The following is a 14,941-nucleotide window of genomic DNA, read 5'->3' as shown; positions in this document are numbered from 1 at the left end:
AACGGTCGAGCCGTCCGGCTCGCCACATTCCTGCGCATCGAACCGGCGTCGCGGTCCGGGCCGCGAGCGCTCCGAGTCGCCGCCGTCGAGCGCCCTCACGCCCCATGCTCGGCGAGGAAGCGCTCGACCTCGGCGCGGGCGGCCTCGCCGTCGCGGCGGCCCATGTCGAAGGCCTGCCGGACCCGCGCCGGGCTCGTGTAGTCCCACTTGTGGATCGGCACCGGCGCCGAGGGCGCGAGGTAGCGGACGTTGCCGGCCGTCGCTGCCGGCGGGTGCGGGCGATTGAGCAGCACCAGCACCGCGCCGGCCCGCGCGGACGCGCCGAGGGCCCGCACCGGCGCCGCGTCCACCAGGCAGCCGTCGAAGTACATGCGGCCCGGGGCGCGCAGGATCGGCGTCACCGGCGGGCTCGCCGACGATCGCAGCACTCGCTCGGCCAGGTCCTCGACGCTGCTCGCCTCCTGCGCCGTGTCGACCTCCGCCGCGAGCCCGCGGTGGGGGACCTCCGGGCCGTGGAGCAGGCCGCGGCGGCGTCGCGCGGCGTAGGCCCACCAGGCGCTCGCCACCGTCGGCACCACGAGCCACCCCGGCTCGACGCAGGCCTGGAGGATCCGGACGCGCGGCCCCTCGGCCAGCCGCTGCAGGCTCGCGGCGCCCAGCAGCTCGAGCAGCGTCGCCCGGTACATCGCCTCCTGCGGGAACGCCGGGCGTCCGAGGAAGAGCCGCTCGGGATACACGTTGCGCGGGTTGACGGCCGTGCGGGCGCAGAACGCCGCGACCAGCGCTTCTTCCTGGCCCAGGGCGGCCGCCAGCGCCATCGCGGCGCCCGCCGACACGCCCGCGACCTCGACCGTCGTGGCCAGCCCCGCGAGCGACGTGTACGCCCCGAGCGCCCAGAAGGTCCGGCAGCCGCCGCCGGCGAACACGACCGACATCTCGCTCATGCGGCGCAGGTAACATCGGCGGCGGATCGGGGTCAAGCGCACTCGAGGGCTCCGCGGGCGGAGCTCCGCGTCGACCCCGAACAATGCCCGGACCATGCGCGCCGGCCGAGGCAATGACGAGAGCGCGGACGGGACCGCTCCCGTCCGCGCTCTCGTCCTCGCTCGCCGCGTCACTGGCGGTAGACGGTCACGAACGGGTCCCACGAGATCTGCTCGACCTTGTCGCCGTTCTTGTAGATCCCGATGTAGAAGGTGTAGGCGACCTTGGGGCTCACGTTCTGGTCGCGATTGGCGAGCTGCGTGAGGCACTGGATGAACGGGCGATCGATGCCCTCGACGGCGATCGTCGCCGGCGTGTTGTTGGCCAGATTGCCGGTGCTCTTGTAGAAGGGCGCGTCGCCGCCGCCGTTGCTCGTCCCCCACTCGGTGAGGTAGGTACCGGCCTGGTCCCACAAATAGTACGCCTCGATGATCGTGTGATAGACGCCGGCGTCGCCGGGGGCGGTGGTCTGCAGCGGGACCGCGCGCCAGCGCAGCTCCGTGCCGACCGGGACCTTGACCGCCAGCTCGTTCGAGCCCTCGCTGCTGTCGTCGAGGATCGAGGGGTCGCAATACATCTCGATCCGCTATGACGTGGGCAGGCTGCGATCGGTGTTGACGATGATGAGAATGTCCTGGGCCATGACGGGTGGCCTCTTTGGATTGGGTGGTGGGAGCGTCCCGCCGCTCGGGCCTCGAAGCGGCCGACCAGCGCGGCTCTCACCGGGAAAGAGCGGCGACCCCGATGCCTCGATCCAAAAAGCTTCGAGAGCTTTTCCGCCGACGACCGGCGCGGCATTGCGCCCGACCGGAGGTCAGCGGTCTTCGCTCGACCCGCCCAGCTCGTGCCCGCAGCGCGCCGCCCAGTCCTCCAGGCGCGTCAGCGTGCTCTCGAGCACCTCGCGCGAGCGGGCCAGCCGATCCATCGCCGCCTGCAGCGCGTAGCGGGCCCGCTGCAAGCGGCTGCGCACCGTCGCGGCCGGCACCCCGAGCACCTCGGCGATCCGATCGGTCTTGAGATCCTCCCAGTAATGCAGCTCGAGCACCACCTGGTAATTGACCGGGATCGATCGCAGCGCCTCGAGCAGGAGCCGCTGCTCCTGCGTGCGGGCGATGACCGAGACCGCGCCCGGCTCGAGCTGCTCGACCGACACCTCGTCGAGGTCGACCTCGGGCGTGGCGCGCGAACGCCGGCCGTAGTGGCGGCACAGCGTGTGGTAGGCGATCCGCAGCAGATACGCGCGGAACCGGCTGGCGTCGGTCACTCGCTCGCGGCTGGCGACGCTGGCGACGAACGTCTCCTGCATGAGATCGGCGATGTACTGCGGGCCGACCTTGTTGCGGAAGTACCGCTTGAGCAGCCGATAGTGGCGGGCGAACAGGTGCTCGCCCGCCGCGGCGTCGCCCGCCCGCCACGCCTCGAGCAGGTCGGCGTCGGACGGCGCGTCGGCGGGCGGCGGAGGAGACGAGGTCATGGGCGCGACGGAGCCGCGATGATAGGCGAGCGCCGCCGCCGTGTCACTGCGCGCTCGGGGGGCACGTCGTCAGCGGCTTGAACTTGGGCGATTTGCTCGGGGTCTCGAGCGGCTTCGGCCACCCGTCGTCCTGTTTCGGCGGCTCGGTGAAACTGACCTGGACGGTGTACTCCTGGCCGAGGTTGTCGGTGGTGAACTCGACCCAGTCGGAGCCGTAGTTGGGGCCGGGCGGCGAGACGGACACGACGGTGACGGTGCCGCGCACGGTCCCCGACACCGGCGGGGTGAAGGTGATGCGGATCGCCGCTGCGGCGTGGACTCGCACGGGGTAGACGACGCCGGCGCTCTCGTCGAGGGTCGTGACGTCGAGGGTCTTGTTGGCGGTGATGCATTGCGGCATGAGGGCCTCGTGGGTTCGCGATCGGTGGTTGTGGTGGAGGTCGCTCGCGGACGAGCGGAGTGGTGGCGACGCGAGGTCGGGTCTCGTGGCTCGGGGGCGGGTGATTGCGGAGGAGGTCGCTGGGGACGCGGTGAGGTCGAGCCGAGGTGCCTCTCAGCGCGCGACGAGGGCTCGCTCGCTCGCGCTGGCGCCCATGCTGTCGAGCAGGACGGCGAGCATCGCCTCGCCGCCGGCGACGGCGCGCGCGTGGGCTCGCGCGCGCCCCAGGGTCGCGGCGGCCCGGCGACTGGCCGGCTCGCGCCGCACCGCCAAGAGCCCCGAGACCAGCGCGAAGGTGACGCGGTCGAGCTCGCCGGCCGGCGCCTCGGCGAACTCGGCCAGGCGCGCGGCGGCCCGGGCGTACTCGCCCGCGACCAGCTCCGCGGCCGCCAGCCCCAGCCGGGCGTCGGTGCTGTCCTCGCTGGCCGCCCCCGCCGCGCCGTCGATCGCGGCGCGGCCCGCCTCGAGCTCCGTGCGGGCCTCGGCGACCTCGCCCGCGGCCAGCAGCGCCCAGCCCAGCGCCACCCGGAACGACGCCGTATAGGGGTCGTCGGCGCCGTGGGCCGCGGCGTAGCCGGCCACCGCGCGGCGAAAACCGGCGATCGCCGGGCCCGGCCGGCCGAGGAAGTAGTGGCCCGTGGCGAGCAGCGCCGCGACCTCGGCGTGCTCGAGGCGCGCGGGTTCCAGCGCCGCGCCGAACACCGCCTCCGCGCGCTCGGCCAGCGCCACCGCGCGCTCGAACCGCCCGGCGTCGAGCTCGAGCTGCGCCAGCACGAACGCGGCCCGCCCGGCGTCGAGCGAGCTCGCCTCGGCGGTGCCGGCCCAGATCGCCACGGCGCGGCGCAGCAGCTCGCCGGCGAGCGCCTCGTGGTCCGCCCCGGCCCCCGCCGACCCGCGGAGGGCCTGGGCCAGGTTGTACGCCGCCCGGGCGACCTCGGGGTGCCGCGGCCCGAACGCCCGCTCGCGCTGCCCGAGGGCCCGCTCGAAGGCTTCGCGCGCCGCCGCGGGCTCGCCTCGCTCGAGCAGCGCCGTGCCGAGGCTCGAGGCCGCGTGCGCGGCGTACAGCAGGTCGCCCTGGTCCGTCAGCGCCGCCTCGGCGGCCCGCAGCTGCTCCACCGCGCCGTCGAACTCGCGCGCCAGCAGCGACAGGTCGCCGCGGATGGCGTCGAGGCGCGCCGCCGTGCCCGCGTCGAGCCCCACGCGGGCGCTCGCCGCGTCCGCGCGGCGCAGCCACCGGCGACCGGCCGCGAGGTCGGGCGCCTCGGTCGCGGCGACCATGGCCATGTGGCGCCAGCTGCTCGCGACCACCCGGTCGTGGTGCGCCGCCTCGGCCGCGTCCACGGCCTGCTCGAGCCGCTCCAGCCCCTCCTGGCTGCGGCCCCGGGCCACCGCGATCCGCCCCAGCACGAGCCCGACCTCGGCCACCAGCGGGCCGTGGCCGAGCGCCTGCGCCCGGGCCTCCAGCGGCACCGCGCCGGCCCACGCCGCCTCGGTCCGCCCCGTGTGCAGATCGGCCTCGGCGCGGGCCAGCTGCTCGCGCACCTGCTGCACCTCCCCGGCCAGCGCCGCCGGCGGCTCGGGCGGGCCGCCTTGCCGGGCCTCGCGCTCACACGCCTGCGGGTCGCCGAGGTGCAGCACCGCCTCGGGCGCCGCCCGCAGCACCGCCGGCTCGCCGCCGAGCAGCGCGGCGACCATCGCTTGCGCCGCGCCGCGGTGACGCTCGAGGCAGCGGCCGAGGCGGTCGAGCACCACCGGATCTCCGCCGGTCCGCGCCCGGCACAGCGCGCCGCGGGCCGCCGACCAGCGCGCGCGCCAGCGGTCGAGGCCCGCCACCACCGGCGCCTCGCTGTCGACCAGCCACGCCATGTCCTCGGCCGCGCCCGCGCGAGCGAAGCGCTCCCCGAGCTGCGCGCGCTGGTCGGCCCCCCAGGTGTCGTCGAGCTCGCGCGCCACCGCGGCGCAATCGTCGACCACCGGCGCCGCGCCCCACCACGCCACCGAGGTTCCGCTGAGCAGGCCCACCGCGAGCGCCGCCACGCCCGAGCGCGCCACCAGCCGCCGCCGCCGGCCCCTGGCCAGCCCCGCCTCGATCGCCGCCAGCAGCGCGTCGACGTCGGCCCAGCGCCGCGTGGGCTCGACCTGCAGGCCGCGGCGGAGGATCGGCCACAGCCAGCCCGCCACCGCCCCGCGCGGCGGCTCGGCGGGCACCCAGTCGACGTGGCCGTGCAGCACGTCGGCGAGCGTCCGCCGCGTGAACGGCCGGCAGCCCCACAGCCCCTCGTAGATCGACACGCACAGCGCGAACTGGTCCGCGCGCGCGTCGGCGTGGCCGCGGAATTGCTCGGGCGGCATGTAGGCCGGCGTGCCCGCGATCTCGCTGGTGCGGTCCTGCGTCGGCGCCCAGCCGGACCAGGACTCGCCGGCCCCCGCGCTCGTCGGCTCGCCGCGACCCGCGTCGCCGAGCTCGAGCGCGGCGAGCCCGAAGTCGACGACCGCCACCCGGCCGTCGGCGGCCCGCAGGATGTTGTCGGGCTTGAAGTCGCGGTGGATCACCCCGGCCCGATGGGCGGCCGCCAGTCCCCGCCCGGCGTCGAGGTACGCGGCGAGCACCTGCTCCCAGCGCGGGCCCGTCCGGAGCCAGTCGCGCAGGTTCCCGCCCTCGATCCGCTCCATCGCCAGGTACGTGCGGCCGTCGTGCTCGCCGACCTCGTACACGTGCACGACGTTGGGGTGAGCCAGCCGCGCCAGCGCCCGCGCCTCGACCCGCAGCCGCGCGGTCGAGCGGGGATCGGCGAGGTGGGCGTGGACCAGCTTGATCGCGATCGGCCGGTCGAGCTCGTCGTCGACCGCGAGGTGCACCTCGCCCATGGCCCCGGCCCCGAGGCGGTGCAGCAGGCGATAGCGGCCGATCCGGGGCGTCGCTCCGCGTGCGAACAGGCGCGACCGCAGCTCGGCGAACAGCCGCTGGTCGTCGACGCCGCTGAACGCGAGCCCCTCGGTCGGCGCCTCGGGCCGTGGACCGCCGGCGCTGAACGGCGTGGACGCGGCGTCGCTCGAGCCGATCGGCCCCGACGACGAACCGCCACGGTCGTATCGCGCGCTCTGCCGCCTCACGTCGCCCCTGCCCCCGCGCAAACCGCTCCATTCCTAGTCCGCCGCCGGCGCGATCGTCAAGCCGTGTCGAGCCATTCGGCGGGTGAGCGCTCGCGCGAGCGGGCGCCCACCATCCGCCCGCCCACGCCGCCCGGGAGCGACGCATCTATTTAATCAGAAAAGCTCGCGCTGCTGCCAATGGCCTTGAGGGCTCGTCGCCGCAGCCCGGCCGTATTCGCCCCCCACGAATGCTCGGCGCGCGGACGCGCTTGACCTGGATCGCGCAGGGAATCTCCGCGCCCCGAACCGCCCCGCAGCGGGTGGATCGCCGCTCTCTGACCGCCGGCCACCGCAAGAGCCCGCGAGGTCGCGCGAATCGTCGTAACCCGAGCTTCGAGCGCAGCACGAGCACGATCGACGACTCGACGGCGCCGCCCCGTAAATCGCCTCCGCTCATTCTCGCGACAGCCCCGCGAATGCCCATTCCCCCCGGGAAAGCTCGGGCAAGCCAGGCCGGCGCCCGTGCGCTTGTCGCCGCCGAGACGACCGTGCTCTCAGGTTCTTCTGACAGCATGTCCGTCACGTCTTGATCCTCTGCGACTGGATCAAGGCTCTGCAGGATACGGCTGAGCCAGCTTGCGCGAAAGCGCTCATGTGCTCTTGCAGAGCATGCCCACGCCGATCTCTGTCGACCTTCGGATCCGCATTGTTGAGGCCCGCGTACAGGACGGGCAGACCTACGAGCAACTCGCCGAGCGCTTCCACGTGGGACGGGCGACCGTCGATCGAGTGCTGCGCCTCCAGCGAGAGACCGGTTCGGTCGAGCCCAAGCCGCACGGGGGCGGAGTGGAGCGGCGGATCACGGCCCGGGAGCAAGATTTGATCGTGGAGCTGGTGCGGGCGCGGCCTGACGCGACGCTCGCCGAGTTGTGCTTCGCGCTGCAAGTACGGGCCGGGGTCCAGGTCAGTCGTTCCACCATGTGCCGCGAGCTTCAGGAGCTCGGCTTCACGAGGAAAAAAAATCGCTGGTTCCCCGAGAGCAGTGCACGGCCGCAGTCGTGGCGATGCGCGACGCCTTCGTCGCGCAGATGCAGTCCTGCGACCCCGAGCGCCTGATCTTCCTGGACGAGTCCGGCTCGCACATCTCGATGACCCGCGCTCGAGCGTGGGCACCGCGAGGAAAGCGTGCCCATGGCGTCGTGCCACGGAATCGCGGCCGTGTGACGACGATGCTCGGCGCGCTGTCGATCGACGGCATCGAGGCGATGATGACCGTCGAGGGCGGCACGACGGCCAAGGTCTTCCTCGAGTTCATCGACAAGCATCTGGCGCCGAAGCTCCGTCCGGGCGACATCGTGGTGATGGACAACCTCGGTGCCCATCACGCGACAGGCGTCCGTGAGCGCATCGAGGCGCGCGGCGCGACGGTCGTCTACCAGCCGCCGTACTCGCCCGACCTCAATCCCATCGAGCTCGCCTGGTCGAAGATCAAGACCGCCCTTCGCGGCCTCGGGGCCCGAACCGGCCCACTCCTCAAGGCCGCGATTTCCGCCGTTGCGGCTCTCGTCACCCCAACCGATGCGGCCGGTTGGTTCAAACACTGCGGCGTCAGCACGCCTCAAGGCGTATGAAACCTGCTGTGAGAGGGATCGTGCCGGCGCGGGCAGAGCCCGCCGGTCGAGCAGCGCGGCGGGCGGCCGAGTGCGTCCTTGCTCTGTTCGAAGGGACATGCCCCTTCGGTCAGCCGGAGCGCCGCGAAGATCTTGCTGGAGTCGTCGCCGAGATCGGCGAGCAGGCGGGTGCGGTGCAGCGGCGTGACCAGGTTGCTGACCACGAAGCGCAGGTCCGTCTCGCGGGCCTCGGCGAGCGGACAGATCTGCACGTGGACCACCGCGTCGGAGGCGAAGCGCGACGCGTTGTCGATCAGGTTGTACATCACGCGATCGAGCGCGGCGAACTCCATGCAGCACTCGGACACCGCCCCGTTGAACTCGCAGGCCAGCTCGATCCGCACCCGGCCGGAGTCCGCCGCTCCGTAGGGGATGCCCGCCCACTTCTCGACCCAAAGCGACGTGTCGTGCTCGATCGGCGCCAGGTCGGTCGCGTAGCCCGAGGGGTCGAGGTCGGGCAGCGCGTTGCGCATGAGCTTCAGGTGGTCGCGGACCAGGAAGAACACGCGCTCGACGTCCTCGACCTCGGCCTCGTCGGCCTCGCACAGGTCGAGGTGCATCAGCAGTCCGCTGAGGCTGCCGCCGCGGACGTCGTGATAGACCTTGCGCCCCGCCGTCGGCGTGTCCATGGCGACCAGCGCCGCCCCGAGGCCGCGGATCTGCTCGCACAACCCGCGACAACCCTGCCGCGCGAGCTCCGCCCGCGACAGCGCGATGCCGGCCTTTGGGTCGTCGAGGCGCCGCACGAGCGCGTGCGACGTGAGCAGGAAATCGTAGATCCGCCGCACCACCGGCGCGTCGCCGGGGGCCAGGTCGCGGACCGAGGCGACCACGGTGTCTCCGACGTAGCGGCGCGGTCGCGGACGAATATTGGCTGGCGATGCGAGTGCGAGCAGTTCGGAGCGCGTGAGCGGTGTAGCAGATTCCATGACGCGAGGCGCGTGGTGCCCTCAATGCGGTGTACTTGCAAGTCGGCCGACGAGCCGCCGTTCCGTCGCAGGCATGACCGCGCTCCCGTACGAGGTTTGTCTCCGCTCCGTCCAACGTGCGGTCGAAACCGCGCCGGCGCTGCCCACGGTCGAGTCTGCTGGTGGCGAACCACGAACTCGACCGCCGCGACGAACATTTCCGGCAGCGTCGCCGTCGTCGAGCGTTCATTCGCTGCATTCCTCATACCGCCACGCTCGCGCCCCTCTCACGAATCACCCCGAGGTCCGCGACCGCGACATCCACCGGTTCCTCGAGCTCGCAATGCATCGACTCGTGGCCGTCATTCGACGCAGGCTCGATCTCTCGCAGCGCAACGACGTCGGGGGCGACCATGGCGAATCGCGAATCACGTCAGCCGCCCGCCCCCGGGCCGCAGTATCGGCGCACGAGGCCGAGCAGCAGGTCGAAATCGATGGGCTTGCGGACGAACGCGGCGATCCCCGGGGGCGCGACCTTCGGGTGCGCGGCCGACAGGACGACCACCGGCAGCGCGAGGATGCGATCCTCGTCACGCAGGGCGTCGACGACGTCCCAATCGCCGAGGACCGGCATCATCAGGTCGACCAGGATCAGGCAAGGATCGCGGTCGGAGTGGCGCAAGAAGGTGAGGGCCTCCTCGCCGCTCCTGGCCTCCTCGACGATGTATCCCTCGCGACGCAGGAGCACGGCCGTGATTCCCCGAATTTCGCTTTGGTCTTCGATGATGAGAATCGTAGGCATTGTCGAGGGAAACCTAGCAGACGATTGGCGGTGCGCATGGCGGGCGATCATCACAGAGCGCATTCGCCGCGCCAGCTCGGTGGATCAGCGACCTCAGCAGCAGCGGGGCATCAGCCCGGGCGTACAGTCGCCCGCGCCGCTCCGGCGCCCTGCGCGAGGCCCGCCAGGGCTCCCGAGCGGCCTCGGGATGCCCCTCGCTGGCACTTCGAGCCAGCCGCGGAGGACATGCTATATCTCGGCGCGGTTGATGAGCAACATCGGGTCAGATCTTCGCTCCGACGCACGTGCCCGCCTCGCAGCGATCGTCGAGGACGCCTACGACGCGATCCTCAGCAAGTCCCTGGACGGCACGATCCTGTCGTGGAACCGCGGCGCCGAGCGGCTGTTCGGCTACCTCGCGCACGAGGTCGTCGGCCGGCCGATCACCTTGCTCGTGCCCCCGGAGCGCGTCGACGAGGAGGCCCAGGTGACGGCGCGAATCGGCGCGGGCGATCCGCTCCCGCCGTTCGACACCGAGCGCCGGCGCAAGGACGGCCTGCTCGTCGCCGTGGTCCTCGGCGTCTCGCCCCTGCGCGATGAGCACGGCCGGATCGTCGGCACCTCGATCATCGCCCGCGAGCGCAATGACGACACTCGCCGGGAATATGACAGCGCCGCCCCGTTCAACCCCCTGCGCGACGCCAACCCGACCATGGCCGCCCTCCTCGCCGCGCTCGAGGACGAGCTGCGCAACCGGCTCCACGTCGTCACCATCTCGGCGCACCTGCTGGCCCGCAGCTCCCACGGCGATCCCGCCGCCGACACCGCCCGCGAGCTCCTGGCCCGCCAGGCGAGCGAGCTCCCGCGGCTGATCGCCCTGTTCACCGACACCGCCGCCGGGCTCGACGCGCCCGCCCGGGAGCCCAAGGACGAGCGCAAGGACTCGCCCGACAAGGGCCTCTCGGACGCCGTCTCGCTGGTCTGACCCGCCCCCGGCCCCACCTGCCCCGTGGAACATGGTCGCAAGGTCAGGCCGCCTGCGCCGCCGGGCGATGGCGGGTCGCCTGGAACGAGGCCCGCTCCGCCATGACGGCCGTGAACGCGGCGAGGCGAGGACGGCCCGCGCGCCAGTCGCGATCCGGCCAGCGGAAATCAGAGTAGCCGGGCAGCAGCGCCGCGCAGAACTCCCCGAAGTCCGGCGCCCCGGCGTCGAGGGTCTCGCCCTCGAGCGAGTCGAGCGCCGCCTCGATCGCGTGGACGAAGCGGGCGTGCAGCGGCTCCGGCTCGCCCCGCCGCTCGCCCGCGAACAGCCGCCCCGCCGCGGCGCAGGCGTCCGCAGCGAGGGCTCGCAATCGCAGCGCGCGCCAGCGCCGCTCGCCCTCTGCGGGGATCAGCCGGCCGACCGGCGCACGCGTCGAGGTAGTCGCAGATCACCGCTGTCGTAGAGCGGCTCGCCGCCGTCGCGGACCAGCGTCGGCACCTTGGCGAGCGGATTTATCGCCCGCAGGCGGTCATCCGTCCACGGATCGGTCTCGATCATGGTGATTCGCTGCCACAGGCCGACCTCGTGCGCGACGATGCGGACCTTGCGAGCGAACGGAGAGGTCGACGCGAAGAAGAGCTGCACTCGCCCAGGGTGGAAGGGCGCCGCGCTCGCCGCAACCTGCCGGCAAGCCCATGACAGGCCATTGCTGCGCTCGCGCCGGGCGGCGCGCCGGCGCCGAGGGCGAACCGCGAGCGATCGACGCGACCGGGCGGACCCGGCGCGGCCGCAAGACGCCCTCGAGCAGCGCTTTTGACCGAAGCGGCCGTCCACGCTTCCAGCGCTGCGAGCGCCGTGGTACTGCACAAACATGCAGTACACGAGCATCCCCCACCCGCCTCTGCAGGCGGCCGAGGTGGCGACTCGGATCATTCACGAATGGGCGACGGCCGGCCTCCTGCCCGGTCGCGCGCGCCGAGCCGACGCGGCCCCCTCACGACATTCGCCCGCGACCGCGGCCTCTCAGCCGATCGTGCTCGACAGCTACAACCTGGAGGAGGCCGAGCGCCGGCTGTGCGAGCAGGCGCTCGCGACCGCGGGCTCCCTCGTCCACGCAGCGGCCGCGCTCGGCATCACGCGGCATTCGCTGAAGCGCCGGATCGTCAAGCTCGGCATCGTCTGGCCGCGCGATCGATCGGCGTCGTGAGCCCGGCCAGGGTCGCCTCTTTGGCCCGCGAATTCGTCGCTTCGCGCGAGCGCGCCCGTTCATGGCTGGACCGGCGCCGTGGACGACGTGCCCCACCTTCGCCGCCCGGCCCCCGGCGCGCCGCGGCGGATGCATCGAGCGGCGCGAACGCCGAGCTTCGGCCGACCGGGCTCAGGCTGCCGTTTCGGCAGGGCACGCCGCAAATGGCGGCACGCGCGACGTGCAGACGCTCCCCGAACGGAACGAGGTCCCGCGCGGCCGGGCGCCCACGGGCGCCCACGGGCGCCCGCGCGGCCGATAATTCCTCAATAGGCAGTATCGACGCCGTGCGCCCCTCCGGGGGATTCGGTTACCATGCGGCGGTATGCAAGTATCTCGGACGGTCGCCTTGCTCGACGTGCCATTTCGGATGCTGAGCCCCGTCCCACTGGCGCCGTATCGGCTCCGCGCGCGGCTGCGGGCCGCCGGCCTCGCCGCGCGGGTGATGGATCTGAAGCCCGTGCTGGTCGCCAAGATCGGGCGCGGCGCCTATCGCGAGCTGAGCGAGAACCTCGAGGTCGGCAAGTTCGGCGAGTGGCTGTTCTCGGCCCACGCGTCCGACGACCGCGTCGAGCCCGACGACGACGAGCTCCTCGACCGGTTCGCCGACGACCTCGCTCCGCTGCGGGTCGTCGGCGATCCGCGTCGCTGGCTGCGGCGGATCCGCGACGAAGTCGTCCCCGAATTTTTGCGCGACGCCTGCGCCCACGTCGAGGCCGCGGGGGTCCCCGCGGCGGTCGGGTTCGCCTGCGAATCGTTCCAGACCAACGCCGCCCTCGCGCTCGGACGCCGCCTCAAGCGCCGTCACCCGCGCCTCAAGCTGGTCCTCGGCGGCATTGGCGTCCACGACGAATGGACCGCCGACTCGTTCCAGCTCGCGCCCTGGGTCGACGCCGTCGCGCCCGCCGGCACCGACGAGCTGCTCGTCCCGCTGTTCAAGGCGCTCGTCGCCGGCTGAGCTACCGGCGGAAGGTCTTGCGAGCCCTCGCCGGATCCACCGGCGCCCTCGCAGCGGCGAATCGGCGCGTCACCCCCCGCAGTCCTTCTCGCCCTCGATGCAACTCTCCTCGTCGGGACCCGGCGCCAGCTGCAGGCAGCTGAACTGGTCGCCGGGCGCGGGCATCGCCAGGCACTCCGAGAACACCGCGGGGCTCTGCATGGTCACGAGGGTGACGCGGTCGACGACCCACTCGCACAGGTCGATCACCCCGCCGTGGGTGTAGAGGGCGGTCCCGTCGCCGAACATCTGGTAGTGCCCGTGTTCATCGATCTGCCCGTCGCCGGTCTGATAGGACCAGCGGAGGGTCCCGACCTTGCGGTCGCGCAGCGCCTCCAGCGCGCAGCGCAGGTTCGCCGCGAGCTCCCCCTCGTCCTCTTCCGGCTCGTCCGAATCGACATACACCACGGTCTCGCACAACGGGGCCGCGCACGGATCGCCCTCGCCGCATTCGCAGCGACCGACCGACGCCCCGGTCTCCGACTCGCTCGCGGTCGTCGCCGCCGATCCGGTCGTCGTCGCGTCCTCGGTCGGCTGCGTCGCCGTGGTCGCGGTCCCCGTCGTCTCGCTCCCGTCGGTCTCGCCGTCGCTCTTTTCGCTGCAGCCGGGCATGAGAGACAGGGCGCAAGCAAGACCGCAGAGGACGCGAGCAATCGGCATGCCCGGGGTCAAGCAAGCGCCGGGCCAACCCCGGCCCCTCCGGCGGCCGATGCGGCGCCTCCGACCGCGCGCACGCGCCCGAGCGACCGGGTGCCCGGCGCTCTGAAAACATGTCCTCGCAAACATGCCCCTTTCAACATGTCTTTTAAAAATGCTCGGCACGCGTCGGCTGACAGCTCGGTCGTGAGCGTGACAGCGCTGTCGCGCTTGACCGTGCCCGCGGAGGTTGGTAGCCCCTTTCCATGTCGTCTCCTGGCTTGCGCATTTCTGCCCTCCTCGTCTCCGTGCTCGGCGTCGTCCCGGCCGCGGCCGCCTCGATCCCCGTCACCACCAGCGAGACCGACTCCGACACGTTCCCGGAGACCGGCGGCGAGCCGCCGCAGAACATCGCCATCGTCGAGCCCGCCAACGGCACCGTGTTCACCGGCACCCCGGACGCCACCTTCCAGATCATCATCGAGTTCGAGAACTTCGACGGCGCCGACATCCACCTCGACAGCAGGGTCCGCGAGGGCGGCGACGGCCCGTGGACCACGGTCAAGGAGGACATGTGCGCCGCAGGGCCTTCGCCGTGCATGCTCGAGCTGACCCTGCCGCCCGACGAGTACATGCTGCTCGCCTGGGCCGAGGGGCCCGGCGGCGGCAGCGAGAGCGCCGCCGCGATCATCGAGGTCGTCGAGGGCCAGGCGACCGACACCGACACCAGCGGCGCCGTCACCGAGGGCGAGACCGGCGACACCGGCAGCACCCCGACCAGCTCGGCGACCGGCGACGGCCCCGGCACCGACTCGACCGGCAGCACGACCGGCGACGAAGCGTCCGCCTCCGGCGGCGACCCTGCCGATGGCGACAAGGGCTGCGCCTGCTCCACCGGCGCGAGCGGCCCCGACCTCCTCGGCCTCGCTCTCGGGCTCCTGCTCGTCCCCGGCCTCCGCCGCCGGCGCTGAGCGGCCGACGACAGACCTGTCCTGGAGGACAGGTGCGCAGCCGTCCTCGCCCGCGGAGCGGGTACGATGTCGGGCGGAGCCCTCGACGGCGACATCGTCGCCGCCGAGGGGCCCTGACCGATCCGCGCGCCTACTTGCGCGCCGCGTCCACGGTCGCCGCCTTGCGCAGCGTCCGCACCTTCTCGAACGTCGCCACGCTCGCGGCGAGCAGCTTCGCCGTCTTCGCCAGCGCTGTCTTCGTCGTCGACCGCTCGGCCGCGGCCGCGACGCTGGTGAGCACCTCCGTGTTCGCCAGCGACTGCTCGGCCAGCAGGAACGCGACGTCGAGGAGCATGCACTCGCGCCCCTCGGCGTCGACCGAGCCCGCGAGCAGCGGCGCCTGGGCCAGCGACGCCACCAGGTGTCCGGCCGCGCGGCTCACCGGGCTGACGTAGAGCGCCGGCAGCTTGAGCTGCGTCAGCAGCGACTCGAGCGCCCCCGTCCGCTCCGCGTGGAGCTGCGCCAGCTTCTCGTAGACCTTGCGCCGCTTGGGCCGCTCGGTCTGCTCCGCCGCCGCCAGCGCGACGCGGGCGGAGTGGCGTTCGTGCATCGCCAGCGCGCTGACGAGGTCGGCGACGAACAGGCCGTCGAGTCCGGCCTGCTTGCCGATCGCCTTCAGCTGCGCCAGCGGCACCGTCTGTGCCGGCTCGAGCACCGTCATGCCCTCGGGCCGACTGACGCCGCCCTTGTCCTTCGTGACCGTCAAGGTTGCCATGGGTCC

18 protein-coding genes are annotated in these 14,941 nt (G+C 72.8%); 6 read left to right on the top strand and 12 right to left on the bottom strand.

The window, feature by feature from the left end:
* Nucleotides 1-95 precede the first annotated feature (95 nt).
* The 5 genes from NAEX_RS35035 to NAEX_RS35015 all read right to left on the bottom strand — a co-directional run bounded on the left by NAEX_RS35035 (nt 96) and on the right by NAEX_RS35015 (nt 6,032).
* Nucleotides 96-944, bottom strand: a complete 849-nt coding sequence (locus tag NAEX_RS35035) for a patatin-like phospholipase family protein (protein ID WP_170136262.1) — start codon at nt 942-944, stop codon at nt 96-98.
* A 170-nt stretch (nt 945-1,114) separates the two neighbouring features.
* Complete coding sequence (locus tag NAEX_RS35030; RefSeq protein WP_096331822.1) at nt 1,115-1,561, bottom strand: AidA/PixA family protein; 447 nt, start codon at nt 1,559-1,561, stop codon at nt 1,115-1,117.
* 237 nt (nt 1,562-1,798) lie between these two features.
* Complete coding sequence (locus NAEX_RS35025; RefSeq protein ID WP_096331821.1) at nt 1,799-2,458, bottom strand: RNA polymerase sigma factor; 660 nt, start codon at nt 2,456-2,458, stop codon at nt 1,799-1,801.
* Between the two features lie 43 nt (nt 2,459-2,501).
* Nucleotides 2,502-2,858 (bottom strand): hypothetical protein, encoded by a 357-nt coding sequence (locus NAEX_RS35020; RefSeq protein ID WP_096331820.1) that lies wholly within the window; start codon nt 2,856-2,858, stop codon nt 2,502-2,504.
* Between the two features lie 153 nt (nt 2,859-3,011).
* The gene (locus tag NAEX_RS35015; RefSeq protein ID WP_143141255.1) at nt 3,012-6,032 is read right to left on the bottom strand and encodes a protein kinase domain-containing protein; all 3,021 of its coding nucleotides are present in this window, start codon (nt 6,030-6,032) and stop codon (nt 3,012-3,014) included.
* Between the two features lie 627 nt (nt 6,033-6,659).
* Between NAEX_RS35015 and NAEX_RS35010 the strand changes: the two genes are divergently transcribed.
* Both NAEX_RS35010 and NAEX_RS35005 read left to right on the top strand, forming a co-directional pair.
* Entirely contained in the window at nt 6,660-7,106 is a 447-nt protein-coding gene (locus tag NAEX_RS35010) for a helix-turn-helix domain-containing protein (protein ID WP_143825521.1), read from the top strand.
* Nucleotides 7,016-7,621: an IS630 family transposase gene (locus NAEX_RS35005; RefSeq protein ID WP_245913942.1), complete on the top strand. Its 606-nt coding sequence runs from the start codon at nt 7,016-7,018 to the stop codon at nt 7,619-7,621. The genes NAEX_RS35010 and NAEX_RS35005 overlap by 91 nt, the downstream gene beginning before the upstream one ends.
* Here the strand turns inward: NAEX_RS35005 and NAEX_RS35000 are convergent.
* The 3 genes from NAEX_RS35000 to NAEX_RS34995 all read right to left on the bottom strand — a co-directional run bounded on the left by NAEX_RS35000 (nt 7,609) and on the right by NAEX_RS34995 (nt 9,370).
* A complete protein-coding gene (locus NAEX_RS35000) occupies nt 7,609-8,493 on the bottom strand; it encodes a histidine kinase (protein ID WP_096331818.1) in 885 nt (294 codons plus the stop codon). The genes NAEX_RS35005 and NAEX_RS35000 overlap by 13 nt on opposite strands.
* Nucleotides 8,494-8,830: 337 nt before the next feature.
* Complete coding sequence (locus NAEX_RS51200) at nt 8,831-8,983, bottom strand: hypothetical protein (protein ID WP_170136261.1); 153 nt, start codon at nt 8,981-8,983, stop codon at nt 8,831-8,833.
* A gap of 18 nt (nt 8,984-9,001) precedes the next feature.
* Complete coding sequence (locus NAEX_RS34995; RefSeq protein WP_256254109.1) at nt 9,002-9,370, bottom strand: response regulator; 369 nt, start codon at nt 9,368-9,370, stop codon at nt 9,002-9,004.
* Nucleotides 9,371-9,617: 247 nt separating this feature from the next.
* Here NAEX_RS34995 and NAEX_RS34990 point away from each other — a divergent pair, with 247 nt between their 5' ends.
* Nucleotides 9,618-10,334 carry a PAS domain-containing protein gene (locus NAEX_RS34990; RefSeq protein ID WP_211302528.1) on the top strand — a complete coding sequence of 239 codons (717 nt, stop codon included), beginning with the start codon at nt 9,618-9,620 and terminating at the stop codon, nt 10,332-10,334.
* A gap of 43 nt (nt 10,335-10,377) precedes the next feature.
* Here the strand turns inward: NAEX_RS34990 and NAEX_RS34985 are convergent, their stop codons facing one another.
* The gene (locus NAEX_RS34985; RefSeq protein ID WP_096331816.1) at nt 10,378-10,701 is read right to left on the bottom strand and encodes a glutathione S-transferase family protein; all 324 of its coding nucleotides are present in this window, start codon (nt 10,699-10,701) and stop codon (nt 10,378-10,380) included.
* 38 nt (nt 10,702-10,739) lie between these two features.
* Nucleotides 10,740-10,976: a glutathione S-transferase N-terminal domain-containing protein gene (locus NAEX_RS51195; RefSeq protein WP_170136258.1), complete on the bottom strand. Its 237-nt coding sequence runs from the start codon at nt 10,974-10,976 to the stop codon at nt 10,740-10,742.
* Between the two features lie 226 nt (nt 10,977-11,202).
* Here NAEX_RS51195 and NAEX_RS34975 point away from each other — a divergent pair, with 226 nt between their 5' ends.
* Together NAEX_RS34975 and NAEX_RS34970 are read left to right on the top strand one after the other, a co-directional pair.
* Nucleotides 11,203-11,538: a helix-turn-helix domain-containing protein gene (locus NAEX_RS34975; RefSeq protein ID WP_096331814.1), complete on the top strand. Its 336-nt coding sequence runs from the start codon at nt 11,203-11,205 to the stop codon at nt 11,536-11,538.
* Nucleotides 11,539-11,902: 364 nt separating this feature from the next.
* Nucleotides 11,903-12,535, top strand: a complete 633-nt coding sequence (locus tag NAEX_RS34970) for a radical SAM protein (protein ID WP_143141280.1) — start codon at nt 11,903-11,905, stop codon at nt 12,533-12,535.
* Nucleotides 12,536-12,604: 69 nt separating this feature from the next.
* Here NAEX_RS34970 and NAEX_RS34965 read toward each other — a convergent pair whose 3' ends face one another.
* Nucleotides 12,605-13,186 carry a hypothetical protein gene (locus tag NAEX_RS34965; protein WP_096331812.1) on the bottom strand — a complete coding sequence of 194 codons (582 nt, stop codon included), beginning with the start codon at nt 13,184-13,186 and terminating at the stop codon, nt 12,605-12,607.
* 290 nt (nt 13,187-13,476) lie between these two features.
* Here NAEX_RS34965 and NAEX_RS34960 point away from each other — a divergent pair, with 290 nt between their 5' ends.
* Nucleotides 13,477-14,181, top strand: coding sequence for an MYXO-CTERM sorting domain-containing protein (locus tag NAEX_RS34960; RefSeq protein ID WP_143141282.1), 705 nt, complete (start codon nt 13,477-13,479; stop codon nt 14,179-14,181).
* A gap of 130 nt (nt 14,182-14,311) precedes the next feature.
* On the opposite strand, the gene NAEX_RS34955 is transcribed toward NAEX_RS34960, so the two are convergent.
* Nucleotides 14,312-14,935: a hypothetical protein gene (locus NAEX_RS34955; protein ID WP_100793438.1), complete on the bottom strand. Its 624-nt coding sequence runs from the start codon at nt 14,933-14,935 to the stop codon at nt 14,312-14,314.
* Nucleotides 14,936-14,941: the final 6 nt, after the last annotated feature.

It is taken from the genome of Nannocystis exedens (genome assembly GCF_002343915.1).
Taxonomy (GTDB): Bacteria; Myxococcota_A; Polyangia; order Nannocystales; family Nannocystaceae; genus Nannocystis; species Nannocystis exedens.
The sequence above is the reverse complement of the archived record's forward strand: the minus strand, read 5'-3'. Positions and strand labels throughout refer to the sequence as shown.

Bases quoted from the DNA above. Each gene is read 5' to 3' on its own strand.
- NAEX_RS35035 (WP_170136262.1), bottom strand. From the start codon at position 944: ATGAGCGAGATGTCGGTCGTGTTCGCCGGCGGCGGCTGCCGGACCTTC.
- NAEX_RS35030 (WP_096331822.1), bottom strand. From the start codon at position 1,561: ATGTATTGCGACCCCTCGATCCTCGACGACAGCAGCGAGGGCTCGAAC.
- NAEX_RS35025 (WP_096331821.1), bottom strand. From the start codon at position 2,458: ATGACCTCGTCTCCTCCGCCGCCCGCCGACGCGCCGTCCGACGCCGAC.
- NAEX_RS35020 (WP_096331820.1), bottom strand. From the start codon at position 2,858: ATGCCGCAATGCATCACCGCCAACAAGACCCTCGACGTCACGACCCTC.
- NAEX_RS35010 (WP_143825521.1), top strand. From the start codon at position 6,660: ATGCCCACGCCGATCTCTGTCGACCTTCGGATCCGCATTGTTGAGGCC.
- NAEX_RS51200 (WP_170136261.1), bottom strand. From the start codon at position 8,983: ATGGTCGCCCCCGACGTCGTTGCGCTGCGAGAGATCGAGCCTGCGTCG.
- NAEX_RS34995 (WP_256254109.1), bottom strand. From the start codon at position 9,370: ATGCCTACGATTCTCATCATCGAAGACCAAAGCGAAATTCGGGGAATC.
- NAEX_RS34990 (WP_211302528.1), top strand. From the start codon at position 9,618: ATGAGCAACATCGGGTCAGATCTTCGCTCCGACGCACGTGCCCGCCTC.
- NAEX_RS34975 (WP_096331814.1), top strand. From the start codon at position 11,203: ATGCAGTACACGAGCATCCCCCACCCGCCTCTGCAGGCGGCCGAGGTG.
- NAEX_RS34970 (WP_143141280.1), top strand. From the start codon at position 11,903: ATGCAAGTATCTCGGACGGTCGCCTTGCTCGACGTGCCATTTCGGATG.
- NAEX_RS34965 (WP_096331812.1), bottom strand. From the start codon at position 13,186: ATGCCCGGCTGCAGCGAAAAGAGCGACGGCGAGACCGACGGGAGCGAG.
- NAEX_RS34960 (WP_143141282.1), top strand. From the start codon at position 13,477: ATGTCGTCTCCTGGCTTGCGCATTTCTGCCCTCCTCGTCTCCGTGCTC.
- NAEX_RS34955 (WP_100793438.1), bottom strand. From the start codon at position 14,935: ATGGCAACCTTGACGGTCACGAAGGACAAGGGCGGCGTCAGTCGGCCC.